Origin of the sequence: Belnapia arida, from assembly GCF_016773205.1 — a bacterium.
Taxonomy (GTDB): domain Bacteria; phylum Pseudomonadota; class Alphaproteobacteria; order Acetobacterales; family Acetobacteraceae; genus Belnapia; species Belnapia arida.
Window position 1 is genome coordinate 825,612 of the sequence record NZ_JAETWB010000001.1, and the last position, 22,615, is coordinate 848,226.

Consider the following 22,615-nt stretch of genomic DNA (forward strand, 5'->3'; position numbering starts at 1 on the left):
CGCTTGCCCAAACTGTTTACGGTCCCGCGCATTCGAAGCAGCGGCCGCAGTAGTTAGCGGGAGGTTCACGGGCATGGTGCCGATCGACCTGAAATCCCTCGTCGGCCGCCTCAGCGCCATCGGCCGACGGCAGCTTGAAGCGGCTGCCGGGCTGACCTTGTCGCGTTCCCACTACAATGTCGAGATCGAGCACCTGTTGCTCAAGCTTGTCGAGACCCAGGGCACCGACGTCAATGTCCTGCTGCGCAAGCAGGGGATCGACAGCGGCCGGGTGATCGCCGAGCTGACGCGTGCGCTCGACAAGCTGCGCACCGGCAACGCGCGGGCGCCCTCGCTCTCGCCGGATATCGTCACCTGGCTGCGCGAGGCCTGGATGCTGGCTTCGCTGGAGGGCGGGACCGGGCGCATCCGCTCCGGCCATATGCTGGCTGCGCTGCTGTCGGACGAGACGCTCCAGCGCACGGTGAAGGACAGCGCGCCGAGCCTGCTCTCCGTGCCGGCCGATGCGCTGCGGCGCGGCGGGCTCGACGTGCTGTGCGAGGGCAGCGAGGAGGCCGGTGAAGGTGGCGCGCCGCTGCCGGGCGAGGCGCCGGCGGCCGCTGGCGGTGCACCGGGCGAGGCGCCGCGCGGCGGCGGGCCGCTGGAGCAGTTCTGCACCGACCTGACGGCCCAGGCGAAGGCCGGGAAGATCGACCCGATCCTCGGCCGCGATGGCGAGATCCGCCAGGTCATCGACATCCTGACGCGGCGCCGCCAGAACAACCCGATCCTCACCGGCGAGCCCGGCGTCGGCAAGACCGCCGTCGCCGAGGGGCTGGCGCTGCGCATTGCCGCCGGCGACGTGCCGGAGGCGCTGCGCAAGGTGAAGCTGATGTCGCTCGACCTCGGCCTGCTGCAGGCGGGCGCCGGGGTAAAGGGCGAGTTCGAGAACCGGCTGAAGGGCGTCATCGACGCGGTGAAGTCCTCGCCGGTGCCGGTCGTCATGTTCATCGACGAGGCGCATACGCTCATCGGCGCCGGCGGTGCGCAAGGCCAGAATGACGCCGCCAACCTGCTGAAGCCGGCGCTGGCGCGCGGCGAGCTGCGCTGCCTCGCGGCTACCACCTGGGCCGAGTACAAGAAGTATTTCGAGAAGGACGCGGCGCTCACCCGGCGCTTCCAGGTGGTGCAGGTTGGCGAGCCCGCGGTGGCGCTGGCCCAGGCCATGCTGCGCGGCCTCGTGCCGGTGCTGGAGAAGCATCACGGCGTCCGCATCCTCGACGAGGCGGTGGAGCAGGCCTGCGTGCTGTCCGCCCGCTACATCCCGGCGCGGCAGCTTCCCGACAAGGGCGTCTCTCTGCTCGATACCGCCTGTGCCCGCGTCGCCATGAGCCAGGCGGCGGAGCCGGCGCCGATCGAGGACCGGCGGCGCCGGCTCGACCTGATCGCCACCGAGCTCGGCGCCATCGCGCGCGAGGAGGCTGCGGGGCAGGACCATGCGGCGCGGCGCACGGCCCTCGAGGAGGAGCGGGGGACGGTCGGTGCCGCGCTCGCCGCGCTCGAGGCGCGCTACAAGGAGGAGAAGGTGCTCGTCGCCGGCATCCGCGAATCGCGGGAGGCGATCGAGGCGGCCATGACCTCCGGTGCCGAGGCGTCCGAGGCGAAGGCCAAGCTTGCCAGCGCCACCGAGGCGTTGCATGCGCTCCAGGGTGAGGAGCCGCTGGTGCATCCTGTCGTCGATGGCCAGGCCGTCGCCGAGGTCGTCGCCACCTGGACCGGCATCCCGGTCGGGCGGATGGTCTCGGACGAGATCAGGACCATCCTGAACCTGAAGGACCGGCTGGAGGAGCGCGTCGTCGGCCAGCCGCATGCGCTGGCGGCCATCGCCCAGGCGATTCAGACCAACCGTGCCGGGCTGACCGACCCGCGCAAGCCCATCGGCGTCTTCATGATGGTTGGCACCAGCGGCGTCGGGAAGACGGAGACGGCGCTGGCCGTCGCCGACCTGCTCTACGGCGGCGAGCAGAACCTGACGACGATCAACATGAGCGAGTTCAAGGAGGAGCATAAGGTCTCGCTCCTGATGGGCTCGCCCCCCGGCTATGTCGGCTATGGCGAGGGCGGGGTGCTGACCGAGGCGGTGCGCCGCCGCCCCTACAGCGTCGTGCTGCTGGACGAGATGGAGAAGGCCCATCCCGGCGTGCAGGACGTGTTCTACCAGGTCTTCGACAAGGGCAACATGAAGGACGGCGAGGGGCGGGACATCGACTTCCGCAACACCGTCATCATCATGACCTCGAATGCGGGGACGGACACCATCGCCAAGCTCTGCGCCGACCCGGAGCTGATGCCGGAGCCGGAGGCGCTGACCGAGGCGCTGCGGCCGGACTTGTTGAAGGTGTTTAAGCCGGCCTTCCTCGGCCGCTGCAACATCGTCACCTACTACCCTCTCGCCGACGACGTCATGAAGTTGATCGTCGGGCTGCAGCTGAAGCGGATCGGCCGCCGGGTGAAGGCGGCCTACGGCGTCGAATTCCAGGTCGACGACAGCGTGCCCGAGGCCATCGTCGCCCGCTGCAAAGAGGTGGAAAGCGGCGCACGGAATATTGAGAATATCCTCAACCGTACGATGCTACCCGAGTTGTCATCTCGAATTCTGTCGCGACTGGCGGAAGGCGGAGAGGTCGGCCGGGTGCAGGTCGCGATGGGCGAGGGAGGGATGTTCCAGTATGATATCGGCTAGGCGGCGGCAGCGGGCCGTCACCGGGGGCCGGGCAGGCAGAAGGGGTTAGAAATATGGCGATCCTCGTGAAGTACGGCGACATCAAGGGCGAGTCGAAGGTCGATGGCTTCTCCGACTTCTTCGAAGTCGGCAGCTTCCAGTTCGGCGTCGGCCGCGCCATCGCCTCGGCCCGCGGCACGTCCACGCGTGAGGGCTCCGTGGTGTCCGTCAGCGAGATCACGATCACCAAGCAGAGCGACAACACCAGCATCAAGCTGTTCGAGGAAGCGCTGCACGGCAAGCTCGACAAGAAGGTCGAGATCCGCTTCGTCCGCACCGGCGGCGCGAAGCCGACTGCCTATTTCACCGTCGATCTCGAGGGCTGCGGCGTGTCCGGCTTCTCGATGAGCTCCGGCGGCGATCGCCCGAGCGAGTCCCTCAGCCTGAACTTCGACAAGGTGAAGCTCGGCTACAACCCGGTCGGCGACGACCTCAGCGGTTCCCCGGTCTACTACACCTGGGATCTGGCCAAGGGCACCGGCTCGTAAGCCAGCGCTGCGCCCGTCCGGGCCAGGGATGCGGTGGTCTGCCGCCGCATCCTCCTCCGGGGGCTCTCTTTCATCCAGTAGCGCACCGAGGCAGGCCCCATGACGATCTTCATGAAGTATGAGGGCGTGGAGGGCGAGCACAGCCTCAACGGCGCAGGCGGCTATATCGAGCTGGTCGCCTTGAGCTGGTCGATGTCGCGCAGCGGGGCCGCGGTCCATTCCGGCGCGCGGGCGCGGATCGAGCCCTCGGTGAGCGAGGTCACCTGCTCCAAGCTGAGCGACAAGAGCTCCATCGGCCTGCTGACCGAGGGCTTCACCGGCAAGTTCGACCGCAAGGTGACCATCAGCTTCGTCCGCCAGGGCCAGGCGATGCTGCTGCCCTACATGGTCTATACCCTGACCGACGTCGGCATCCTGAGCTTCGCACATGGTGGCGGCGCGGATGGGCCACCGACCGACAGCTTCTCGCTTAATTTCAGCTCGATCGACATCCAATACACCTCCTACACCGACGATCTGACGGGGGTTTCCGCCAACATCCTCTACAACGTGCCCCAGGGGCAGTAGCCGGGAGCGTCCGGGCCCCGCCTGGACAGGCGCGCCAATCTGTGTATACATCGGTGTACAGGGATGGGAGGGTGCCATGACCGAGGAATTTGACGTCATCGTGGTCGGCGGCGGCAATGCCGCTTTCTGTGCCGCGCTCTCCGCCCAGGAGCAGGGCGCGCGCGTCGTCATGCTGGAGCGGGCACCGGAGGATGAGGCCGGCGGCAATACCCGCTTCACCGCGGGCGCCATCCGCTTCGCCTATCGCGGCGTCGAGGATCTGCGGGAGATCATGCCTGACCTCACCGATGCCGAATGCGCCCAGACCGACTTCGGCACCTACACCGAAGACCAGTTCTTCGACGACATGTTCCGCGTCACGCGCAACCGCACCGATCCCGAGCTGTGCGACATCCTCGTGCGCCGCAGCTTCGAGACGATGAAGTGGCTGCGCGGCAAGGGCGTCAAATTCGCCCCGATCTGGGGCCGCCAGGCCTTCAAGGTGGATGGCAAATTCAAGTTCTGGGGCGGGCTGACGGTCGAGGCCTGGGGCGGGGGTCCGGGCCTCGTCGCCGCGGAGACGGAGGCGGCGCGGAAGCGCGGCATCGAGGTCCGCTACGCCAGCCGCGCCCAGAAGATCCTGCATGACGGCTTCAAGGTCGAAGGCATCCGGGTGAAGTCGCCCGGCCGCATCTATGACATCAAGGGCCCCGCGGTGATCCTGGCCGCCGGCGGCTTCCAGGGCGATGCGGAGATGCGCACGCGCTATCTCGGGCCGGGCTGGGAGCTCGCCAAGGTGCGCGGCACGCGTTTCAACACGGGTGACGGCATCAAGATGGCGCTCGAGATCGGCGCCTCGCCCTTCGGCAATTACTCCGGCTGCCATGCGGTGCAATGGGATTTCAACGCGCCGGAATATGGCGACCTGGCGGTGGGCGATGCCTTCCAGAAGCACAGCTATCCCTGGAGCGTGCTCATCAACGCCAATGGCCGGCGCTTCCTCGACGAGGGAGCCGATTTCCGCAACTACACCTACGCCAAATACGGTCGCGTGGTGCTGGAGCAGCCGGGCAATTTCGCCTGGCAGGTCTTCGACCAGAAGGTCCTGCACGTGCTGCGCGACGAGTACCGCATCAAGCAGGTGACGAAGGTGCGCGCGGATACGCTGGAGGAGCTGGCGGCGAAGCTGGAGGGTGTCGACGCTGCGGCTTTCCTCGAGGAGATCCGCGCCTACAACGATGCCGTCCGCCGCGACATTCCCTTCAACCCGAACGTCAAGGACGGGCGCCGCACCGAGGGGCTGTCGGTGAACAAGTCCAACTGGGCGAACACGATCGAGGATGGGCCCTTCGAGGCCTATCAGGTGGGCTGCGGCATCACCTTCACCTTCGGTGGCCTCCGCATCGACAATCAGGCGCGGGTGCTGGATGCGGACCAGGCGCCGATCGCCGGGCTCTATGCCGCCGGGGAGCTCGTGGGCGGCGTTTTCTACTTCAACTACCCGGGCGGCTCGGGGCTCATCAACGGGGCGGTCTTCGGCCGGCTGGCCGGCGCCACGGCGGCGGCCGACCTGAAGACCAACGCGGGCGGGATGATGGCGCCTATTCCAGCCTGACATTCGCGCCGCGGATGACGGGCGCCCAGCGCTCGTATTCCGCGGCGACGAAGCGGTCGGTCTCGGCGGGATCCATCCAGATCGGCTCGCTCGCCATATCGGTCAGGCGGGCCCGGATGGCGGGCATGGCGAGAATCTCCTGCAGGGCCAACGCGAGGGTCTCGATCATCGGCCGCGATGTGCCGCGCGGGGCGAAAAGGCCCGTCCAGGAGCGGACGGCGTAGTCCGGCACTCCGCCCTCCTGCATGGTCGGGATGTCGGGGCGGCTGCCGACGCGCCGGTCCGTGCAGACCGCGAGCAGCGTCGCCTGCCCGGAATCGGCCGGCCCCACCACCGTCGGCAGGTTGAGGAAGACGATCGGCACCGTGCCGGCAACGAGGTCGTTGATCGCCTGGCCGCCGCCGCGATAGGGCACATGGGTCAGGTCGAGCCCCGTCCGCAGCCGGAAGAGCTCGCCGGCCAGGTGGTTGGACGAGCCGACGCCGGAGGAGCCGAAGCTCATGCCGTGCGTTTCCGACTTCACCCGGGCAATGAGCTCCGGCACCGTTCGGATGCCGAGCGCCTTGGTCGCCGCCAGCACGTTCGGCACGTCGACCAGCATGGCGATGCCCTCCAGCGCGCCCCGCACGTCGTAGCCGAGGTCCTTGGCTATCAGCGGGTGGAAGACATGGTTGGAGGCGGAGGAGACGAGCAGCGTCAGCCCATCCGGCCTCGCCCGTGCGACCAAGCCCATGCCGACGCTGCCGCCACCGCCGGGCCGGTTCTCGATGATGAAGGGCTGGCCGAAGCGGGCCTCGAGCTGCGGGGCAAGGAGGCGGGCCACCACGTCGTTCGAGCCGCCGGGCGCCCAGGGGACGATCAGCGTGACTGGCTTGCCGGGCCAACCGCTCTGCGCGCCGGCCGGGTGGGCGAGCAGCAACGCCGGCGCGGCAAGGACGCTGCGGCGGGTGAGGCTTGGTAGCATTGGCATCCTCCCGGTGCTCGGCTGCAGCATGCCCTGGCTTGGCCACCGAGGCGAGCGCATCGCGCCTGGCGAGAGGCCAGATGCCCATCGATCGCGTTCTGCGTTTTTCTGCTGCCGCATCCAGGGCGGCCGGGTACAAGGCGCGCTGGGCGTGTAGGACGGGGGTGCATGCGAAGGACGGTCTGGCTGGCGATCGGGATGGGGCTGGTGGCCGGATGCTCGGCGCAGCGTTCCTCCGGGGTGGCGCCCCTGGCGGACGGCACCTACCGCATCACCGTGGCGAGCCGCAACCTGGGGGGAGCGACGCAGCAGGCGCTGAGCGAGGCCTCGGCCCATTGCGGCGGCCGCGGTGAACAGGCGCAGATGCTGCGGCGGCAGATCAATCCGGCGGATTACGACCTGGTCTTCCGCTGCGCCAATGCCGCGACGCCGTCGCGCGGCGGGGCAGCGCCCATCCTGCTCGGCAGCGCGGCGCCGGCCGGGCCGGCGGTGCCCGCCATGATGCAGACGGCCGTGTTGCCGGCGGAGCCGCCGACGCTGGCCGCCCTACAGGCTGCGGCTGGCTCCCGCCTGCCACCGGTGCCGGACCTGCCGCCCTTGCAGCCACTCCCGCAGGTGGATCGGGGACCGGTCTTCGCGCCGCTGCCCTCGGTTCAGAATGCCGCGCCGACCTTTTCCATCGTGCCGGATGCGCCGCCGCGCGCTTCGGTGCCGCGGGCTTATGAAAGCCTGCCGCCGGTGACGGGTATGCCCGGCGGCCCGCCTCAGCGGGCGCTGGCGCCGCTGCCGCCGATCGCCGAGCCGGCGCTTGCCGGCCCGCCGCCGCGGCAGGGTGCCGCCAGTGCGACGCCGCCTTCCGCCTTCTGGGAAGCCCGGCGCAACTAGGTCAGCCGCGGAACAGGCTGACGAGCGACTGCGGCGCCTGGTTGGCGATGCCGAGCGCCTGGGTACCGAGCTGCTGGCGGATCTGCAGCGCCTGGAGCCGTGCGCTCTCCTTCGCCATGTCGGTGTCGATCAGTGCGCCGAGGCCGCTCTGCTGTGCGTCCAGGATCGACTTGTTGTAGTTGATCTGGCTGTCGATGTAGTTGGAGTAGCTGCCGAAATTGTTCAGCTCGCTCAGCGTCGCGGTGATCGCCTTGCCGACGGCGCCGGTCTTGGTCAGCGCCGTGGAGGCATCGCCCCGCGTCCAGGTGCTGGCGCCCGAGACGCTGTTGAAGATGTTGGTGATCGCCTTGAAGCCGCTGAAGGTGTAGTACGTGCCTGTCCCGTTGGTGACGACCTGCACGGCGAGGTTGGCCGGGTCGTCCAGCACGTTGAGGCCGTTGTAGCTGGCGTCCTTGATGAAGGACTTGATGTTGTTGGTCAGCTCGCCAGCCTGGGACTGGTACTGGCTGCGCTGCTCGGCGGTGATGGTGCCGTCCGCCAGCTTCACGGTGACGGCCTGGAGCTTGGTCAGCGCGCTCGAGACATTCTCCAGCGCGGCGTTCGAGACATCGAGCAGGCCTTTCACGCCGCCCAGCTGCTCGTTGGCCGAGGTGGTGGCGGCGACCGCGCCGCGGATGCGCTCCGCCACCGCATAGGCGGCGCCGTCATCCTTGGCGTCGGCGACGCGGTAGCCGGTCGAGATGCGCTTCTGGGTTGCCGCCAACTCGTCGCCGGTACGGTTGAGCGACTGCAGCGCCACCATGGCGCCGACATTGGTGTTCACGGAATTCAGCGGCATCGGGCTTTTCCCTTGGCTGGCGACCGCGATCCTCGGGCCGGTTGAGGGGATGGTGCCCGTTCCGGGTAAAGAACCAGTGAAAGCGGGCGGGGGAAACTCCGAGACCCGCAAAAAATCGAGCCTGCTTGATCCGTCCGGGTAGAATGGGGGATACGGGCGGCTTGCGCACCACTCGCGCCGAAGGAAAGAACATCGCCATGTCCGCCCCCGATCCGGTTGTCAGCATCGGCCAGGTTCGCATCGGCAACTACCTGCCGCTCGCCGTCATCGCCGGGCCCTGCCAGCTCGAGAGCCGGGCGCATGGGCTGGAGGTTGCGGCCGCGCTGCGCGAGGTGGCGGCCGGGCTCGGCTTCGGGCTGATCTTCAAGGCGAGCTTCGACAAGGCGAACCGCACCAGCGGGGGCGGCGCGCGAGGGATGGGGATGGCGCAATCGCTGCCCGTCTTCGCCGAGATCCGAGAGAGCCTGCGCCTGCCGGTGCTGACGGACGTGCATGAGCCGGGGCAATGCGCGCCCGTCGCCGAGGCGGTCGATGTGTTGCAGATCCCGGCCTTCCTTTGCCGGCAGACCGACCTGCTGGTGGCGGCCGCCGCGACCGGGCGGGTGGTGAACGTGAAGAAGGGGCAGTTCCTCGCGCCCTGGGACATGAAGAACGTCATCGCCAAGGTGACCGGCGCGGGCAACACGCGGGTGCTGGCGACGGAACGCGGCGCCTCCTTCGGCTACAACACGCTGGTCTCCGACATGCGGGCGCTGCCGATCATGGCGGCGATGGGTGCCCCGGTGATCTTCGACGCGACGCATTCCGTGCAGCAGCCGGGCGGGCAGGGGACCTCCTCGGGCGGGCAGCGGGAGTTCGTCCCCGTCCTGGCGCGTGCCGCCGTCGCGGTCGGCGTGGCGGGCGTTTTCATCGAGACGCATCCCGACCCGGATCATGCACCCTCGGACGGTCCGAACATGGTGCCGCTGCGCGACTTCCCGCGGCTGATCGAGACGCTGATGGCCTTCGACGCGCTGGCCAAGCAGCGGGGCGAGGCATGAGGCCGATCGTCCTCATCCCGGCGCGGCTTGCGGCGACGCGGCTGCCGGACAAGCCGCTCGCCGATATCCGCGGGTTGCCGATGATCGTCCATGTGCTGCGCCGGGCGCAGGAGGCGGATATCGGCCCGGTGGCCGTCGCCACCGACGCGCCGCCCATCGCCGAGGCGGTGGAGGCCGCGGGCGGGCGGGCGGTGATGACGCGGGCCGACCATCCGTCCGGCTCGGACCGCATCCATGAGGCGCTCGGGCGGCTCGACGGCGAGGGCCGGCATGACCTCGTCATCAACGTCCAGGGCGACCTGCCGACCATCGACCCGGCGGCGATCCGCGCCGCCGCGGCGCTGATGGCGGCGGCGGAGGTGGCGCTCGGCACCCTCGTTGCCGAGATCGTCCGGGAGGAAGAGAAGACCGCCTCCCAGGTGGTGAAGATGGTGGGGACGCCGCTCGGCGGCGGGCGGCACCGGGCGCTCTACTTCACCCGGGCGACGGCGCCCTGGGGCGAGGGGCCGCTCTACCACCATATCGGCCTTTATGCCTGGCGGCGGGAAGCACTCACGCGCTTCGTCGCCCTTCCGCCTTCGCCGCTCGAGCGGCGCGAGAAGCTGGAGCAGCTGCGCGCGCTGGAGGCGGGCATGCGGATCGACGCGCAGGAGGTGCCGGTGGTGCCGCTCGGCGTCGACACGGCGGATGATCTCGAGCGCGCCCGCGCGATGCTGGCGCCGCGATGAGCGCTGCGCTCCGTCACGGCACGGATGCGGTGCGCATCCGCGAGACCATCGCCCGCACCATAGCCATCGAGCAGGAAGGGATGGCGACGCTCGCCGCCACTCTTGATGGGCCGCTCGGCGAGGAACTGGCGCGGGCTGTCGAGACGATCTTCGCCGCCGAGGGACGTGTCGTCGTCACCGGCATGGGCAAGAGCGGGCATGTCGGGCGGAAGATCGCGGCGACGCTCGCTTCCACCGGCACGCCGGCGCTGTTCCTGCATCCGGCCGAGGCCAGCCATGGCGATCTCGGCATGCTGACGGCCGCTGATGTGGTGCTCGCCCTCTCCTGGTCGGGCGGGACGGTGGAGCTGCGCGACATCATCCATTATTCCCGGCGCTTCGGCGTGCGGCTGATCGCCGTCACCGGGCGGGTGGAGAGCGCGCTCGGGCGGGCGGCGGACATCCCGCTGATCCTGCCGGCCGTGACCGAAGCCTGCCCGCACGGGCTGGCGCCGACCACCTCGACGCTGATCCAGATGGCGATCGGCGATGCGTTGGCGATGGCGCTGCTCGAGCGGCGCGGCTTCACCCCGGCGGAGTTTCATCGCTTCCATCCGGGCGGCAAGCTCGGGGCACAGCTGCTCACCGTCGGCGAGGTGATGAAGCGGGCGCCGGACCTGCCGCTGGTGCGCGAGGATGCGGCCATGGGCGAGGCGATCATCGCCATGACGGGGCACAGCCTCGGCTGCGCCATCGTCACCGATGCGGCGGGGGACGTCGTCGGCATCATCACCGATGGCGACCTCCGGCGGCACATGCATCCCGGCATCATGGCGGAGCGGGTGGATGCGGTGATGACGCGGGCGCCGCGGCATACCGTGCCGGAGCAGATCGCCAGCGCGGCGCTCGCCGAGATGAACGCGCGGCGGATCAACGTGCTGGTGGTGCAGGAGGGACGGCGGCCGGTCGGCCTGCTGCATGTGCAGCAGCTGCTTTCGGCGGGGATTGCGTAGGGCTCGATGGACGAGCCCGCGCGCCCCGACCCGGATGCCTTGCTGGCCCTGGCCCGGCGAGAGGGGCGGGGGCGGCTGAAGGTCTTCCTCGGCGCCGCGCCCGGGGTGGGCAAGACCTATGAGATGCTGGCCGAGGCCAGGCGGCGCCGGGCCGGCGGGGCCGATCCGGTAGTCGGTATCGTCGAGACCCATGGAAGGGCGGAGACCGAGGCGCAGCTCGGCGGGCTGCCGGTGCTGCCACGGGCCGTCATCCCCTATGCCGCGCCGAACGGCATGCGGATGCTCGAGGAATTCGACCTCGATGCGGCGCTGGCCCGGCGGCCGGCGATCCTGCTGCTCGACGAACTCGCCCACAGCAACGCGCCGGGCAGCCGCCACCCGAAGCGCTGGCAGGACGTGGAGGAGCTGCGGGAGGCCGGGATCGAGGTCTGGACGACGATGAACGTCCAGCACCTGGAAAGCCTCTCCGATGCCGTTGCCCGCATCACCGGCATCCGCGTCGCCGAAACGGTGCCGGACCGCGTGCTGGCCGAGGCGGATGCCGTCGAGCTGATCGACATCCCGCCCGCCGAGCTGCTGGAGCGGCTGCGCGCGGGCAAGATTTATCGGCCTGATCAAGCGGAGCGAGCGCTCCGCGGTTTCTTCCGCGAGGGCAACCTCGCCGCGCTGCGGGAGATGGCGCTGCGCCGCACGGCGGAGCGGGTGGAGGCCGACGTCACCGGCTATATGCGCGCCAATGCCATCGCCGGCCCATGGCCCAGCGGGGAGCGGGTGCTGGCGCTGATCGGCGGCGAGCCGGGCGCCATCGCCGTGGTGCGGCAGGCCCGGCGCATCGCCGATGCGCTGCGCGGCCCGCTGCTGGCGCTGCATGTCGAGCGGCCCTCGGCGGAGGATGGCGGCGCGGCCGGCGCAGCGCTGCGCGAGGCGGAGGCGCTCGGCGCCGAGGTGGAGACGGTGGTCGCCACCGACCTGCCGCGGGCCATCCTCGCCCATGCGCGGGCGCGGAACGCGGCCCATATCGTGCTCGGCCGCGGACGGCCCCCAGCCTGGCGGCGACTGATGGGGCGGACGCTCTCCGCCGCGCTGCTGCGGCAGGGGGGCGATTTCGCCCTGCATCTGGTCCCCGAGCCGGCCTTGCCGGCGCTGGCGGCGCCGGAGCGGCATGGGCTGCCGGGTTGGACGGGCTTGGTCGCGGCGCCGCTGCTCGTCGCGGCGGCGACGCTTGCCGCCTTCGCCACGGACGGCATCGTGCCCGAAGGGGCGATGGGGATGATCTACCTCTTCGGCATCGTCGCCGCGGCGGTCGGCTTCGGCGCGCTGCACGGGCTGGCGGTGGCGGCACTTTCCTTCCTGGCCTGGAACTACCTGTTCCTGCCGCCGCGCTACACGCTGACCATCGCCGCGGCGCAGGATGTGGTGGGCGTCGTCGTCTTCAGCCTGGTCGCGCTGCTGCTGGCGGGGACGACGGGCGGGCTCGGCCGCTCGGTGCGGGCGGCGCGGGCACGGCTGCTCGGCCTCCGGCGCCTGGTGGAGTTCAGCCGGCGGCTCGGGGCGCCGGGGACGCAGGGCGACTTGCTGGATGCGGTGGCGCGCGAGGCGGAGCGCATCGCCGGCCGCCCGGCCTGCGTGCTGATGCCGCTGCCGCCCGCCCCGGGCCAAAGCGAGCCGGAGCCGGTGCTGCGGGCCGCCATCCCGCTCGATGCCGAGCCGGATGACGCCGCCATGGCCGCCGCGCGGTGGGCCATGGCGCATGGCCGCCCGACCGGGCGCGGGACGGATACGCTGCCGGCCGGCACGGCCTGGCAATTCCGCCCGATGCGCACGGCGCGCGGGCTGGTCGGGCTGGTCGGGCTGCAATTGGGCGAGGCGCCGCGGCTGGACGCGGAGACGGACCGGACGCTCGATGCCCTGCTCGACCAGGCGGCCGTCGCCATCGAGCGGGTGGAGCTGATGGAGGCCGCCGCGCGCGATGCCGCCCGGGCCGAGACGGAGCAGCTGCGGCTCGCCCTGCTCACCTCCCTCGGCCACGACCTGCGCACGCCGCTGACGTCGATCCGTGGCGCGCTCGGCACCCTGCGCTGCTCTGGCGAGGCGCTGGCGCCGGCGGTGCGGGAGGACCTGCTCGCCGCGGCCGAGGAGGAGACGGTGCGGCTGACGCGCACCATCGCCAACATCCTCGACATCGTGCGGCTGGAGAACGGCCAGGTGGAGCCGCGCAGGGAGCCGGTCGCCCTCGCCGAGGCGCTGGAGGCGGCGGCGGGGCGGCAGGAGCGCGCCACCGGCCGGACGATCGAGCGCCGCTTCGAGGCGCGGCTGCCGGCGCCGCGGCTCGACGCGGCCTTGCTCGACCAGGTGCTGGGCAACCTGCTCGACAATGCGCTGAAATTTTCCGGCCCCGAGGGCCGTGTCGCCGTGGTCGCGCGGCGGGAGGGGCATGAGGTGGCGCTCGCCGTCGAGGATGACGGGCCGGGCATCGCGGCGGAGGCGCTGGGGCGGGTCTTCGATCCCTTCTACCGTGCCAGCCGCACCGACCGCATCGCCGCCGGCACCGGCCTTGGCCTCGCCATCGCCCGTGGCCTGACCGAGGCGATGGGTGGCCGCATCGGCGCCGAGAGCCCGGTCGCCGCCGGCGGTCGGGGCACGCGCGTGACGCTGCGCTTCCCGGCATGAGCGGCACCGGGCCCCGCATCCTCGTCATCGACGACGAGCCGCAGATCCACCGTTTCCTCGCCCCGGCGCTGGAGGCGGCGGGCTATGCGCCGCTTCGTGCCGAGACCGCCGCCGAGGGGCTTCGCCTTGCCGCGATCCGGGCGCCCGCCTTGGTGCTGCTCGATCTTGGCCTGCCCGATCTGGACGGGAAGGAGGCGCTGGCCCGGCTGCGCGCCTTCAGTACGGCGCCGGTCATTATCGTCTCCGCCCGCGACCGGGAGGCCCAGAAGGTCGCGGCGCTGGATGCCGGCGCCGACGACTATGTGGAAAAGCCCTTCGCCCTCGCCGAGCTGCTAGCCCGTATCCGCGCCGGCCTGCGCCGCGCCGCTCAGGCGGCGGGCGAGCCGGACCCGGGTGCGACCCTGCGGCTTGGCGCGCTCGAGGTCGATCTCGGCCATCGCCTCGCCCGCCTGGGCGGCGAGGCGCTGAAGCTGACGCCGCGGGAGTGGGAGCTGCTGGTCGTGCTGCTCAAGGCCGGCGGCCGGGTGGTGACGCAGCGCCAGCTCCTCACCGCCGTATGGGGCCCGGCCCATGCGGAGGATGCGCAGTATCTTCGCGTCTATGTCGGGCATCTGCGGCAGAAGCTGGGGCCGGCCTCGGGGCTGCTGCGGACGGAGCCGGGGGTGGGGTACCGGCTGGCGGAGGAAGGCTAGGCCCGGCGTCGCAACCCGGCCGCCGCCGCCACGGCAAGCAGCTCCGCCCCGACCCACCATTCCTGCCAGGCGCCGAAGCTCAGCATGGCGGTGACGGCGCCGGCACCCAGCACCGCCAAAGCGACGGGCGAGGCGCAGGCGAGCGCCAGCGCCACTGCGAGCGCTGCCGCCAGCAGCACGCCGGGCCAGCCGAGCTCCAGCCGCATTTGCAGCGCGCCGTTATGGGGATGCAGCGGCAGCAGCTCGGCACGCGACAGCCAGGCCGTGCGTTCCGTCGCGCCGAGGCCGAAGCGGGCCATGGCCTCGGGGCTCGGATGATCGCGGTGGCCAGGCACGCTCCGGCTGGCCTCCATCCCCCAGCCGAGCCAGGGCCGGTCCGCGATGCGGCCGATGACGAAATCCCAGATCAGCAGCCGGTGCGCCGCCGAGGGCGGGATGTCGGCCGCCGGCACGCCGCGCGCGAGGACCGGCCCGAGCAGCATCGGCATGGCGATGACCCCCGCCGCCAGCACCGCGCCGAGTCCCGGCCGCGCCAGCCGTGGCAGCAGCAGCGCCAGCCCGCCCACCAGCAGCCCGGCCAGCACGGCGAGCTTCGCCGCCTCGCCGGGCAGCAGCACCAGCACAGCGGCGCCGGCGCCGATCACCCCGGCGCGCAACAGGCGAGGCAGGGGCGCAGCCGCCACCAGCGGCAGCCAGAGCGCCATGGCCGAGGCAGCCGGCTTCAGCCCGAAGGCGAGGCTCGGCGGGATCTCCTTGAGGCCACGTACCGCGGCACGGATGGCGTTGCCCGTCGCCGCATCCAGCCCGGCAAGCAGGATGCCTGCGGCCAGGCCGCCCGTCGCCGTCAGCAGCAGGCGGCGATGCGCTGCCGCGTCATCGGCCGCCAGCGCCCGTGCCGCCGCTGCGCCGAGGGCGACGAAGCCGCCGACCTGCAGCGAGGTGCCGAGCGCCCGCAGCGGCTCGATCGCCCAGAGCGCCGTCACTGCCCCCCAGCCGAACAGGCCGATGGCGAGCCAGGACGCAGCACCGCGTGGCCAGGGCCAGGCGCCGTGCCGCCGGCGATGCGCCAGCACGGCGAGCACAAGCGCCACCACCGCGATGGGCGCCAGGGCCTTCGATTGCAGCACCCCCGCCACCGGGCCAACCGCAAGGGCTACGGCGACCGGCAGCGAGGGGGACCAGGCAAGCCAGGTCAAACGGCGGCGATGCTCTCGCGCCGCACCTGCACCATGACCTCGTCCAGCGACTTCGCCACGCGGTTCAGCATCTCGTCCACCTCCTCCTCGGAGATGATGAGGGGCGGGGAGAAGCCGATGCTGTCATTGGTCATGGCGCGCATGATGACGCCGTTCTCCTCGCCAAGCTTGGTGAGGCGCGGCCCGACCTTCTGGCCCGGGTCGAAGTTCTTCTTCGCCGCCTTGTCGGCCACCAGCTCGATTGCGGCGATGAGGCCGGTGCCGCGCACCTCGCCCACCATCGGGTGGTCGGCGAAGCGGGCGCGGAGCTGCGCCTGCATATGCGCGCCGACCTTCTTCACATGGCCGCCGATATCCATCTCGTCGTAGATCTTCAGCGTCTCGATGGCGACGGCGGCCGGGACGGGATGGCCGGAATAGGTGAAGCCGTGGCCCCATGTGCCGACCGAGGAGGAGCCCTCGGCGATGCCCTGGAAGACGCGCTCGCTCACCATCACCGCCGAGATCGGCAGGTAAGAGGCCGAGAGCGCCTTGGCGCAGACCAGGATGTCAGGCTGGATGTCGAGGGTCTGGCTGCCCCAGTAGCTGCCGGTGCGCCAGAAGCCGCAGATCACCTCATCGGCGACGAAGAGCACGTCGTACTTCTTCAGGACGGCCTGGATCTTCGGGAAGTATCCGGCGGGCGGCAGGATGACGCCGCCGGCGCCCATGATCGGCTCGGCCCAGAAGGCGGCGACCGTCTCCGGTCCCTCGGCCAGGATCTTCTGCTCCAGTTCCTCGGCGAGGCGGGTGGCGAAATCCTCCTCGGACTCGCCGGGGAGGGCGTTGTGGTAGTGGTGCGGCGTCGAGACGTGGTGGAAGCCGGCGATCGGCAGGTCGAAGAGCTTGTGGTTCGCCGGCAGGCCCGTCAGCGAGGCGGCGGCCAGGGTGATGCCGTGATAGCCCTTCAGCCGGGCGATGATCTTCTTCTTCTCCGGTCGCCCGATGGCATTGTTCATGTACCAGATCATCTTGATCGCGCTGTCATTCGCCTCCGAGCCGGAGTTAGCGAAGAACACCTTGCTCATCGCCGAGGGCGCGCGCTCGATCAGCATCTCGCTGAGGTCGATCAGCGGCTCGTGCGACTTGGCAGTGAAGGCATGGTAGAAGGGGAGCTTGCGCATTTGGTCGGTGGCGGCCTGCACCAGGCGCTCGTTGTCGAAGCCGAGGCTGGCGCACCAGAGGCCGGCGACGCTCTCGATATACTCCTTCCCCTGCTCGTCGAAGACGCGCACTCCCTTGCCGCGGCTGATCACCAGCGGGCCGTTCTGCAGATGCGCCTTGTGATCGGTATAGGGATGCAGCGCATAGGCGATGTCGCGGGCGGCATTGGAATTGCGGGGCGGATTCATGGCAGCGGCCTTCCTGACGGGTGGGGGAGTGTAGGCGCGGAATGGCAGAGAACCCAAGACCCGGCGAAGATCTGGCACTGCGCCCGGTGGTCGGCCGCGTCGCGGTGCTCAACCTCGGCTATTTCGGGGTGGAGTTCGCAGTCGCACTTGCGATCGGCTCGGTCGCGCTCTTCGCCGACAGCATCGACTTCCTCGAAGATGCGGCGGTCAACCTGCTGATCCTGCTCGGGCTGGGCTGGGGTGCGGCCGCACGGGCACGGCTCGGCATGCTGCTGGCGCTGCTGCTGCTGGTGCCGGCCCTGGCGACGCTCTGGACCGCCTGGGAGAAATTCGGTGCGCCCCTGCCGCCGGCGCCGCTACCGCTCACCTTGATCGGGGTGGGGGCCCTGCTGGTCAATGGCTGCTGCGCGGTGATGCTGGCCCGGGTGCGGCGTCAGGGTGGCAGCCTGACCCGCGCGGCCTTTCTCTCCGCCCGGAACGATGCCCTGGCCAATCTCGCGATCATCGGGGCCGGGCTCGTTATCGCCTTCCTTTGGCGTTCGGCCTGGCCGGACCTGCTGGTCGGGCTCGCCATCGCGGCGCTCAATGCCGATGCGGCGCGGGAGGTCTGGGAGGCGGCACGGGCGGAACACCAGGCCGCGAAGGCCTGAGCCGCGCTGTGGACGGAACCGGGCAGCGGATGGCAAGGTCCGCCGCCAAAGGCGAGTTCGAACCATGACCGAAATCAAGCCGCATGCCTCCCATTGGGGCTATTTCGATGCCGTGGTCGAGAACGGCCGCGTTACCGGGGTGCGCCCCTTCGGGCCCGATCCGTTCCCCGGCAGCCTGATCGAGGCGGTGCCGGATGTGGTGCATGCACCCTCCCGCATCGACCGGCCCTATATCCGCCGCGGCTGGATCGAGGGGCGGCGGCGCGGGCATCTGCGGGGCGGCGATCCCTTCGTGCCCATCTCCTGGGACGAGGCGACGCGCATCCTCGCCGAGGAGACGGCGCGCATCCGCGCGGAGCATGGCGCGACCTCGATCTTCGGCGGCTCCTACGGCTGGTCCTCGGCCGGGCGCTACCACCATGCGAAGACGCAGCTGCAGCGCTTCCTCGGACTCGGTGGTGGCTTCACCTCCTCGGTGCATGCCTATTCCTATGCGGCGGCGCAGGCGCTGCTGCCGCATGTGCTCGGCACCAACGAGGTGCTGCTGGGCCGCACCACGGATTGGATGGCGATCGCGCGGCATGCGCGGCTGATGCTCTGCTTCGGCGGGCTGGCGGCGAAGAACGGCATGGTCGCCTCGGGTGGCCAGGGGCGCCACGAATACGGGCCGCTGATGCGGCAGGCGGCGGCGGCCGGGGTGCGCCTCGTCAACATCTCGCCCTTCCGCGGCGATACCGAGGCGGAGCTCGGCGCCGAATGGGTGTCGATCCGGCCGGGGACGGACACCGCGCTGCTGCTGGCGATGGCGCATGTGCTGGTGAGCGAGGGGCGGGAGGATCGCGGCTTCCTCGCAACGCATTGCACGGGCTGGCCGCAGCTGCGCGCCTATATCCTGGGCGAGAGCGACGGGCAGGCGAAGACGCCGGACTGGGCCGCGCCGATCACCGACATCCCGGTGGAGGTGATCCGCCGCCTCGCCCTCGACTGCGCGGCGCAGCCGACCATGCTGACCGCCGCCTGGTCGCTGCAGCGGGCGGATTACGGCGAGCAGCCCTATTGGATGCTGGTGGCGCTGGCGGCGATGCTGGGTGCCATCGGCAAGCCGGGGCAGGGCGTCGCCTTCGGCTATGGCAGCATCGGCGGCATGGGCGTGCCGCGGCGGGAGCTGCCGGCGGTCTCCTCGCCCGGCATCCGCAACCCGGCAGGCCTCGCCATCCCCGTGGCGCGGGTGACGGAGCTGCTGGAGCGGCCAGGCGAGGTGCTGGAGTTCAATGGCCAGCGCATCACCCTGCCCGACATCCGGATGATCTGGTGGGCGGGCGGCAACCCCTTCCATCACCACCAGGACCTGCCGCGGCTGCAGCGGGCCTGGGCGCGGGCCGAGACCGTCGTGGTGCAGGAGCCCTGGTGGACGGCCCTCGCGCGGCAGGCGGATATCGTGCTGCCGGCGACGACGACGCTGGAGCGCAACGACATCGCCTCCAGCAACCGCGACCGCTTCGTCCGCGCTATGCACCAGGCGATCCCGCCTCAGGGCCAGGCGCGGAACGACACCGACATGCTGTCCGACATCGCCGATGCGCTCGGCTACCGCGACCGCTTCACCGAGCAGCGGGACGAGGGCGCCTGGCTGCGCCACCTCTACGGCCAGTGGCGGGTTGCCTGCGGGCGGCTCGGCTTCGAGGCGCCGGAGTTCGATCGCTTCTGGGCCGAAGGGCATGTCGAGGCGCCACCCGTTGCGCCGGGTGAGGAATATACGCAGTTCGCCGAGTTCCGCGCCGACCCGGAGGGTGAGCCGCTCAACACGCCCTCCGGCAGGGTGGAACTGTTCAGCGAGACGGTCGCCAGCTTCGGCTACGACGATTGCCCCGGCCACCCGGTCTGGCGGGAGCCGCGGGAATGGCTCGGTGCGCCCGCGGCAGCGCGCTTCCCGCTGCACCTCCTGTCCTTCCAGCCGGCGACGCGGCTGCATGGCCAGCTCGACCCCGGCCGCGTCGCGGCGGCGGGCAAGATCCAGGGGCGGGAGCCCATTCATCTGAGCCCGGAGGACGCCGCGGCGCGCGGCCTGCAGGAGGGCGACATCGTCCGCATCTTCAACGACCGCGGCGCCTGCCTCGGCGGCGTGCGGATCAAGGAGGGGATGCTGCCCGGCGTCGCCGCCATGGCGACCGGCGCCTGGTATGACCCGCTCATCCCCGGTGACCCGGACGCGCTCTGCGTCCATGGCAACCCGAATGTGCTGACGGCGGATATCGGCACCTCCCGCCTTGGCCAGGGGCCCTCGGCGCAGTCCTGCCTCGTCCAGGTGGAGCGCTGGGAGGGGGCGCTGCCGCCGGTGACCGTGCATCGGCCGCCGCCGGTCGCCGCAGGATGATCGGCCGGCGCGCCCTGCTGGCGGCGGGAACCGCGGTGCTGGCTGCCCCGGCGCTTGCCCTCGACCTCGGCCCGCTTGCCCTGCCGGTGAAGCAGGACGACACGGTGGCGCCAGGCCATCGCCGCGATGTCCTGATGCGCTGGGGCGACCGCGTCACCTTCGACGCGCCGCGCTGGACGCCGCGCACGCCGGACCCGGACGCCGTCGCCGCCCAATTCGGCTGGGATGCGCGGGTGCTCGGCATCGCCGTGCCGCAGCAGCCTGCGGCCGACGGCGTGCCGCGCGCCATCCTCGCCGTCGCCCATCCGGACGTCGATCCAGCGATGGCCTTCCCCGGCGGACAGGACCAACCGGCGGCGGCCGCGGCCATGCAGGGCGCCTCGCTGCTCAATGTCGAGCGGCAGGCCGGGCGCTGGGTGGTGGTCGATGGCGGCTACCAGAACCGGCGGCTCGGCATCTCCACCCTCTGCCGGGTCTCGGGCGGTGGGGCGGTGCGCGGGGTGCTCGGCATCCGCGGCGGCTGCGTCACCCCCTGGGGCACGCTGCTGCTGGCCGAAGGTGATCCGGGCTTCTGGCAGGGCCGGCTCGGTGGGCTGGACCCGGCGATCGCCGATGGCGTGGGCTACGGCTTCGTCGTCGAGCTGAATCCCTTCGATCCGCAATCCGTGCCGGTGAAGCGCCGGGCGCTCGGCCGCTTCGCCCATGGCGACGTGGCGGCGGCGCTGAGCCGGGACGGGCGCGCGGTGGTCTACATGACCGACCGGCGGGCCGGCGGCTTCCTCCTTCGCTTCGTCTCCGCCGGGCCGGCTTCGGCAGACCGGGCGCTCGATGCCGGCACCCTCTTTGCCGCCCGGCTGGAGGGCGGCCGGCTGAGCTGGATTCCGCTGCCTGAAGGCGCCCCATTGCCCGAGGCGGCCCAGGGGGCGGGCGGGACGACCTTCGACACGCCCTCCGGCCTCGGCCTCGATCCGATGGGGCCGCGGCTGCTGCTGGCCTGCCATGGCAGCCCGGCCCGGCCCTCCGGCCATGTGATCGAGCTTTCGGCCGATGGAGGGGATGACGGGGCGGCGGGGGCTGCGGCGCGGTTGCTCTTCGCCGCCGGCGACCCGCGCGGGCCACAAGGCCGTTATGGCGAAGCCGGGCTGCCACCGGGCAGCGCCTGGCCGGAGAATCCGGATACCGTCACCGTTGATGCGCGTGGCCGGGCCTGGATCGGCACCGACCGCCTCGGCCGCATCGGCATGCGGGCCGAGGGCCTCTACGCCTGCGACCTGGCGGGGCCCGGGCGCGGGGTGCCGCTGCCTGCCTACGGAGCGCCGCGCGGCGCCTCGATCGGTGGGGCGGCGCTGACGCCGGATGGAGAAACCCTGTTCTTCGGCATCCGCCATCCGGGTGCCGAGCCGGGGGCCAACTTCGACCGGCCCGGCACGCGCTGGCCCGAATTCGAGGCGGGCGTGCCGCCGCGCAGCGTGCTGGCAGGGCTTACCCGGGTCGGGAGCGGGCCGGTCGGCGGCTGATCAGGCCGGCATTAGGGCGGCGATCGCTCGGTCGATCTCGGTCGCGGCGCGGTCGATCTGGCCTTGCGTCAACTGGGCCCGGGCCTGCCGCAGCGCGAGCAGGGATTGCAGCACCTCCGCCCGCGGCGCAAGGCCGCCCGTGCGTTTGCCCAGCTCCTGCTCGGCCCGGTCCAGGCCGATCCACGCCGCATCGGCCGCGTTCTGCGCCAGCTCCGTGCCGACCGAGACGAGCGCATCGAGTGCCGGAGCGATGTCGAAGGCAGGGCGGACCGTGCCGTGCAGCGGCTCCAGTCGTGGGTCGGGGCGGCTGCGGTGGGACATGGCAGGAGGCGCCTTTCCGTGCATAGGCCGGATCGCCCGTCCAACGTCCCGCCGACGCACCGGCTGCCTCGCCGCATTTCGCATGCACGATGACATTCTCGCTACCTTTCCGGGTGAGCGGCCGGAATGGCCAACCGAGAGTTGCTGGCAGCTCACCGCAACGAGAAGCGCACCGGCACGGTCAGCTCCACCGGGTCGCCCGCCATCTCTGCCGGCGGGGCAGGGAGGGGGGAGGCATCTTGGATCATGGTCTGCACCGCCTGGTCGAGGGACGGGTCGCCGGCGCTGCGCTCGATCCGGTAGCCGACCACCGTGCCGTCGCGCCGCATGCGGAAGCGCAACAGGGCGACGCCCTGGGCCCGGCGCCAGCGCGCCTCGTCCGGGTAGCGGCGATGGCGCTCGAGGGCGCGCATCAGCAGCGCCGTGTAGCTCGGCGGCGGCGCGGCGGCGACCGGCGCGGCAACCGGGGCCGGCGGAGCGGCGACGGGCTGCACCGGCGCGGGCGGCGCCTCGGCGACGGTGGGCGTCGCCGGGCGCGGCGGGGTGGGCCGGCGCGGGGTGGTGACCGGCTTCGGCTCCGGCGGCGGCGGGGGCGGAGGCAGGGGCAACTCCGCCACCTCGGCGGGAGGCGGCGGCTCGGGCGGCGGCGGCTCGGCCTGGGGTGGCGGTTCGGGCGCCATCGGCTCGGGCGGCGGCGGCTCGGCCATGGCGACGGGCGGCGGAGGCGGCGGCTCCGGCGGTGGGGCGGGCTGCGGCGGCGGCGCCTCGGCCACCGGTTCGGGCGGCGGCTCGGCTTCCGGCTCGGGCGCGGCGGGCGTCGGCATCTCGATCAGCATCACCGGCATCACCGGCTGCTCCTCCGCGGGCAGGCCGTGCAGCAGCACGGCGGCGCCGGCGGCATGCAGGCCGATGGAGAGGCCCCAGGCGATATGGCGGGCGCGGGGCAT

19 protein-coding genes are annotated in these 22,615 nt (G+C 71.5%); 13 read left to right on the top strand and 6 right to left on the bottom strand.

Going from position 1 to position 22,615, the window contains the following annotated elements:
* Positions 1 to 73: 73 nt before the first annotated feature.
* From tssH to tcuA, 4 genes are all read left to right on the top strand, one after another.
* The gene (gene tssH / locus JMJ56_RS04065; RefSeq protein ID WP_202830301.1) at positions 74 to 2,722 is read left to right on the top strand and encodes a type VI secretion system ATPase TssH; all 2,649 of its coding nucleotides are present in this window, start codon (positions 74 to 76) and stop codon (positions 2,720 to 2,722) included.
* Positions 2,723 to 2,775: 53 nt separating this feature from the next.
* A complete protein-coding gene (locus JMJ56_RS04070; RefSeq protein ID WP_202830302.1) occupies positions 2,776 to 3,249 on the top strand; it encodes an Hcp family type VI secretion system effector in 474 nt (157 codons plus the stop codon).
* A 99-nt stretch (positions 3,250 to 3,348) separates the two neighbouring features.
* On the top strand, positions 3,349 to 3,816 hold the full coding sequence (locus JMJ56_RS04075; protein ID WP_202830303.1) for an Hcp family type VI secretion system effector: 468 nt from the start codon (positions 3,349 to 3,351) through the stop codon (positions 3,814 to 3,816).
* 76 nt (positions 3,817 to 3,892) lie between these two features.
* Positions 3,893 to 5,410, top strand: coding sequence for an FAD-dependent tricarballylate dehydrogenase TcuA (gene tcuA / locus JMJ56_RS04080; protein ID WP_202830304.1), 1,518 nt, complete (start codon positions 3,893 to 3,895; stop codon positions 5,408 to 5,410).
* Here tcuA and JMJ56_RS04085 read toward each other — a convergent pair.
* Complete coding sequence (locus tag JMJ56_RS04085; RefSeq protein WP_202830305.1) at positions 5,397 to 6,374, bottom strand: Bug family tripartite tricarboxylate transporter substrate binding protein; 978 nt, start codon at positions 6,372 to 6,374, stop codon at positions 5,397 to 5,399. The two genes, tcuA and JMJ56_RS04085, sit on opposite strands and share 14 nt — an antisense overlap.
* A 168-nt stretch (positions 6,375 to 6,542) precedes the next feature.
* Between JMJ56_RS04085 and JMJ56_RS04090 the strand changes: the two genes are divergently transcribed.
* Positions 6,543 to 7,259, top strand: coding sequence for a hypothetical protein (locus tag JMJ56_RS04090; protein ID WP_202830306.1), 717 nt, complete (start codon positions 6,543 to 6,545; stop codon positions 7,257 to 7,259).
* A gap of 1 nt (position 7,260) precedes the next feature.
* On the opposite strand, the gene JMJ56_RS04095 is transcribed toward JMJ56_RS04090, so the two are convergent.
* On the bottom strand, positions 7,261 to 8,097 hold the full coding sequence (locus JMJ56_RS04095; RefSeq protein ID WP_202830307.1) for a flagellin: 837 nt from the start codon (positions 8,095 to 8,097) through the stop codon (positions 7,261 to 7,263).
* 197 nt (positions 8,098 to 8,294) lie between these two features.
* Between JMJ56_RS04095 and kdsA the strand changes: the two genes are divergently transcribed.
* Genes kdsA through JMJ56_RS04120 form a run of 5 tightly spaced genes read left to right on the top strand, consistent with a single transcriptional unit; the run spans position 8,295 to position 14,219 of the window.
* The gene (gene kdsA, locus JMJ56_RS04100; RefSeq protein ID WP_202830308.1) at positions 8,295 to 9,137 is read left to right on the top strand and encodes a 3-deoxy-8-phosphooctulonate synthase; all 843 of its coding nucleotides are present in this window, start codon (positions 8,295 to 8,297) and stop codon (positions 9,135 to 9,137) included.
* Entirely contained in the window at positions 9,134 to 9,865 is a 732-nt protein-coding gene (locus JMJ56_RS04105) for a 3-deoxy-manno-octulosonate cytidylyltransferase (RefSeq protein ID WP_202830309.1), read from the top strand. Before kdsA ends, JMJ56_RS04105 begins: the two co-directional genes overlap by 4 nt.
* Complete coding sequence (locus tag JMJ56_RS04110) at positions 9,862 to 10,857, top strand: KpsF/GutQ family sugar-phosphate isomerase (protein ID WP_202830310.1); 996 nt, start codon at positions 9,862 to 9,864, stop codon at positions 10,855 to 10,857. Before JMJ56_RS04105 ends, JMJ56_RS04110 begins: the two co-directional genes overlap by 4 nt.
* A 6-nt stretch (positions 10,858 to 10,863) precedes the next feature.
* Positions 10,864 to 13,527 carry a sensor histidine kinase gene (locus JMJ56_RS04115; RefSeq protein WP_202830311.1) on the top strand — a complete coding sequence of 888 codons (2,664 nt, stop codon included), beginning with the start codon at positions 10,864 to 10,866 and terminating at the stop codon, positions 13,525 to 13,527.
* Positions 13,524 to 14,219, top strand: a complete 696-nt coding sequence (locus tag JMJ56_RS04120) for a response regulator (RefSeq protein WP_202830312.1) — start codon at positions 13,524 to 13,526, stop codon at positions 14,217 to 14,219. Before JMJ56_RS04115 ends, JMJ56_RS04120 begins: the two co-directional genes overlap by 4 nt.
* On the opposite strand, the gene JMJ56_RS04125 is transcribed toward JMJ56_RS04120, so the two are convergent.
* Both JMJ56_RS04125 and JMJ56_RS04130 read right to left on the bottom strand, forming a co-directional pair.
* The gene (locus tag JMJ56_RS04125) at positions 14,216 to 15,415 is read right to left on the bottom strand and encodes an O-antigen ligase family protein (protein WP_202830313.1); all 1,200 of its coding nucleotides are present in this window, start codon (positions 15,413 to 15,415) and stop codon (positions 14,216 to 14,218) included. The genes JMJ56_RS04120 and JMJ56_RS04125 overlap by 4 nt on opposite strands.
* Positions 15,412 to 16,806, bottom strand: coding sequence for an aspartate aminotransferase family protein (locus JMJ56_RS04130; protein ID WP_202830314.1), 1,395 nt, complete (start codon positions 16,804 to 16,806; stop codon positions 15,412 to 15,414). The genes JMJ56_RS04125 and JMJ56_RS04130 overlap by 4 nt, the downstream gene beginning before the upstream one ends.
* A 41-nt stretch (positions 16,807 to 16,847) precedes the next feature.
* Between JMJ56_RS04130 and JMJ56_RS04135 the strand changes: the two genes are divergently transcribed.
* From JMJ56_RS04135 to JMJ56_RS04145, 3 genes are all read left to right on the top strand, one after another.
* Positions 16,848 to 17,456: a cation transporter gene (locus tag JMJ56_RS04135; protein WP_202830315.1), complete on the top strand. Its 609-nt coding sequence runs from the start codon at positions 16,848 to 16,850 to the stop codon at positions 17,454 to 17,456.
* A 64-nt stretch (positions 17,457 to 17,520) separates the two neighbouring features.
* Positions 17,521 to 19,830, top strand: coding sequence for a molybdopterin-dependent oxidoreductase (locus JMJ56_RS04140; RefSeq protein WP_202830316.1), 2,310 nt, complete (start codon positions 17,521 to 17,523; stop codon positions 19,828 to 19,830).
* Positions 19,827 to 21,347 carry a PhoX family protein gene (locus JMJ56_RS04145; RefSeq protein ID WP_202830317.1) on the top strand — a complete coding sequence of 507 codons (1,521 nt, stop codon included), beginning with the start codon at positions 19,827 to 19,829 and terminating at the stop codon, positions 21,345 to 21,347. The genes JMJ56_RS04140 and JMJ56_RS04145 overlap by 4 nt, the downstream gene beginning before the upstream one ends.
* Here the strand turns inward: JMJ56_RS04145 and JMJ56_RS04150 are convergent, their stop codons facing one another.
* Both JMJ56_RS04150 and JMJ56_RS04155 read right to left on the bottom strand, forming a co-directional pair.
* Positions 21,348 to 21,668, bottom strand: coding sequence for a hypothetical protein (locus tag JMJ56_RS04150; protein ID WP_202830318.1), 321 nt, complete (start codon positions 21,666 to 21,668; stop codon positions 21,348 to 21,350).
* Between the two features lie 152 nt (positions 21,669 to 21,820).
* Positions 21,821 to 22,615 (bottom strand): energy transducer TonB family protein, encoded by a 795-nt coding sequence (locus tag JMJ56_RS04155; protein WP_202830319.1) that lies wholly within the window; start codon positions 22,613 to 22,615, stop codon positions 21,821 to 21,823.

What these genes read in the sequence shown, in the direction of transcription:
- tssH (WP_202830301.1), top strand. Translation starts at nt 74, where the DNA reads ATGGTGCCGATCGACCTGAAATCCCTCGTCGGCCGCCTCAGCGCCATC.
- JMJ56_RS04070 (WP_202830302.1), top strand. Translation starts at nt 2,776, where the DNA reads ATGGCGATCCTCGTGAAGTACGGCGACATCAAGGGCGAGTCGAAGGTC.
- JMJ56_RS04075 (WP_202830303.1), top strand. Translation starts at nt 3,349, where the DNA reads ATGACGATCTTCATGAAGTATGAGGGCGTGGAGGGCGAGCACAGCCTC.
- tcuA (WP_202830304.1), top strand. Translation starts at nt 3,893, where the DNA reads ATGACCGAGGAATTTGACGTCATCGTGGTCGGCGGCGGCAATGCCGCT.
- JMJ56_RS04085 (WP_202830305.1), bottom strand. Translation starts at nt 6,374, where the DNA reads ATGCTACCAAGCCTCACCCGCCGCAGCGTCCTTGCCGCGCCGGCGTTG.
- JMJ56_RS04090 (WP_202830306.1), top strand. Translation starts at nt 6,543, where the DNA reads ATGCGAAGGACGGTCTGGCTGGCGATCGGGATGGGGCTGGTGGCCGGA.
- JMJ56_RS04095 (WP_202830307.1), bottom strand. Translation starts at nt 8,097, where the DNA reads ATGCCGCTGAATTCCGTGAACACCAATGTCGGCGCCATGGTGGCGCTG.
- kdsA (WP_202830308.1), top strand. Translation starts at nt 8,295, where the DNA reads ATGTCCGCCCCCGATCCGGTTGTCAGCATCGGCCAGGTTCGCATCGGC.
- JMJ56_RS04105 (WP_202830309.1), top strand. Translation starts at nt 9,134, where the DNA reads ATGAGGCCGATCGTCCTCATCCCGGCGCGGCTTGCGGCGACGCGGCTG.
- JMJ56_RS04110 (WP_202830310.1), top strand. Translation starts at nt 9,862, where the DNA reads ATGAGCGCTGCGCTCCGTCACGGCACGGATGCGGTGCGCATCCGCGAG.
- JMJ56_RS04115 (WP_202830311.1), top strand. Translation starts at nt 10,864, where the DNA reads ATGGACGAGCCCGCGCGCCCCGACCCGGATGCCTTGCTGGCCCTGGCC.
- JMJ56_RS04120 (WP_202830312.1), top strand. Translation starts at nt 13,524, where the DNA reads ATGAGCGGCACCGGGCCCCGCATCCTCGTCATCGACGACGAGCCGCAG.
- JMJ56_RS04130 (WP_202830314.1), bottom strand. Translation starts at nt 16,806, where the DNA reads ATGAATCCGCCCCGCAATTCCAATGCCGCCCGCGACATCGCCTATGCG.
- JMJ56_RS04135 (WP_202830315.1), top strand. Translation starts at nt 16,848, where the DNA reads ATGGCAGAGAACCCAAGACCCGGCGAAGATCTGGCACTGCGCCCGGTG.
- JMJ56_RS04140 (WP_202830316.1), top strand. Translation starts at nt 17,521, where the DNA reads ATGACCGAAATCAAGCCGCATGCCTCCCATTGGGGCTATTTCGATGCC.
- JMJ56_RS04145 (WP_202830317.1), top strand. Translation starts at nt 19,827, where the DNA reads ATGATCGGCCGGCGCGCCCTGCTGGCGGCGGGAACCGCGGTGCTGGCT.
- JMJ56_RS04150 (WP_202830318.1), bottom strand. Translation starts at nt 21,668, where the DNA reads ATGTCCCACCGCAGCCGCCCCGACCCACGACTGGAGCCGCTGCACGGC.
- JMJ56_RS04155 (WP_202830319.1), bottom strand. Translation starts at nt 22,615, where the DNA reads ATGCCCCGCGCCCGCCATATCGCCTGGGGCCTCTCCATCGGCCTGCAT.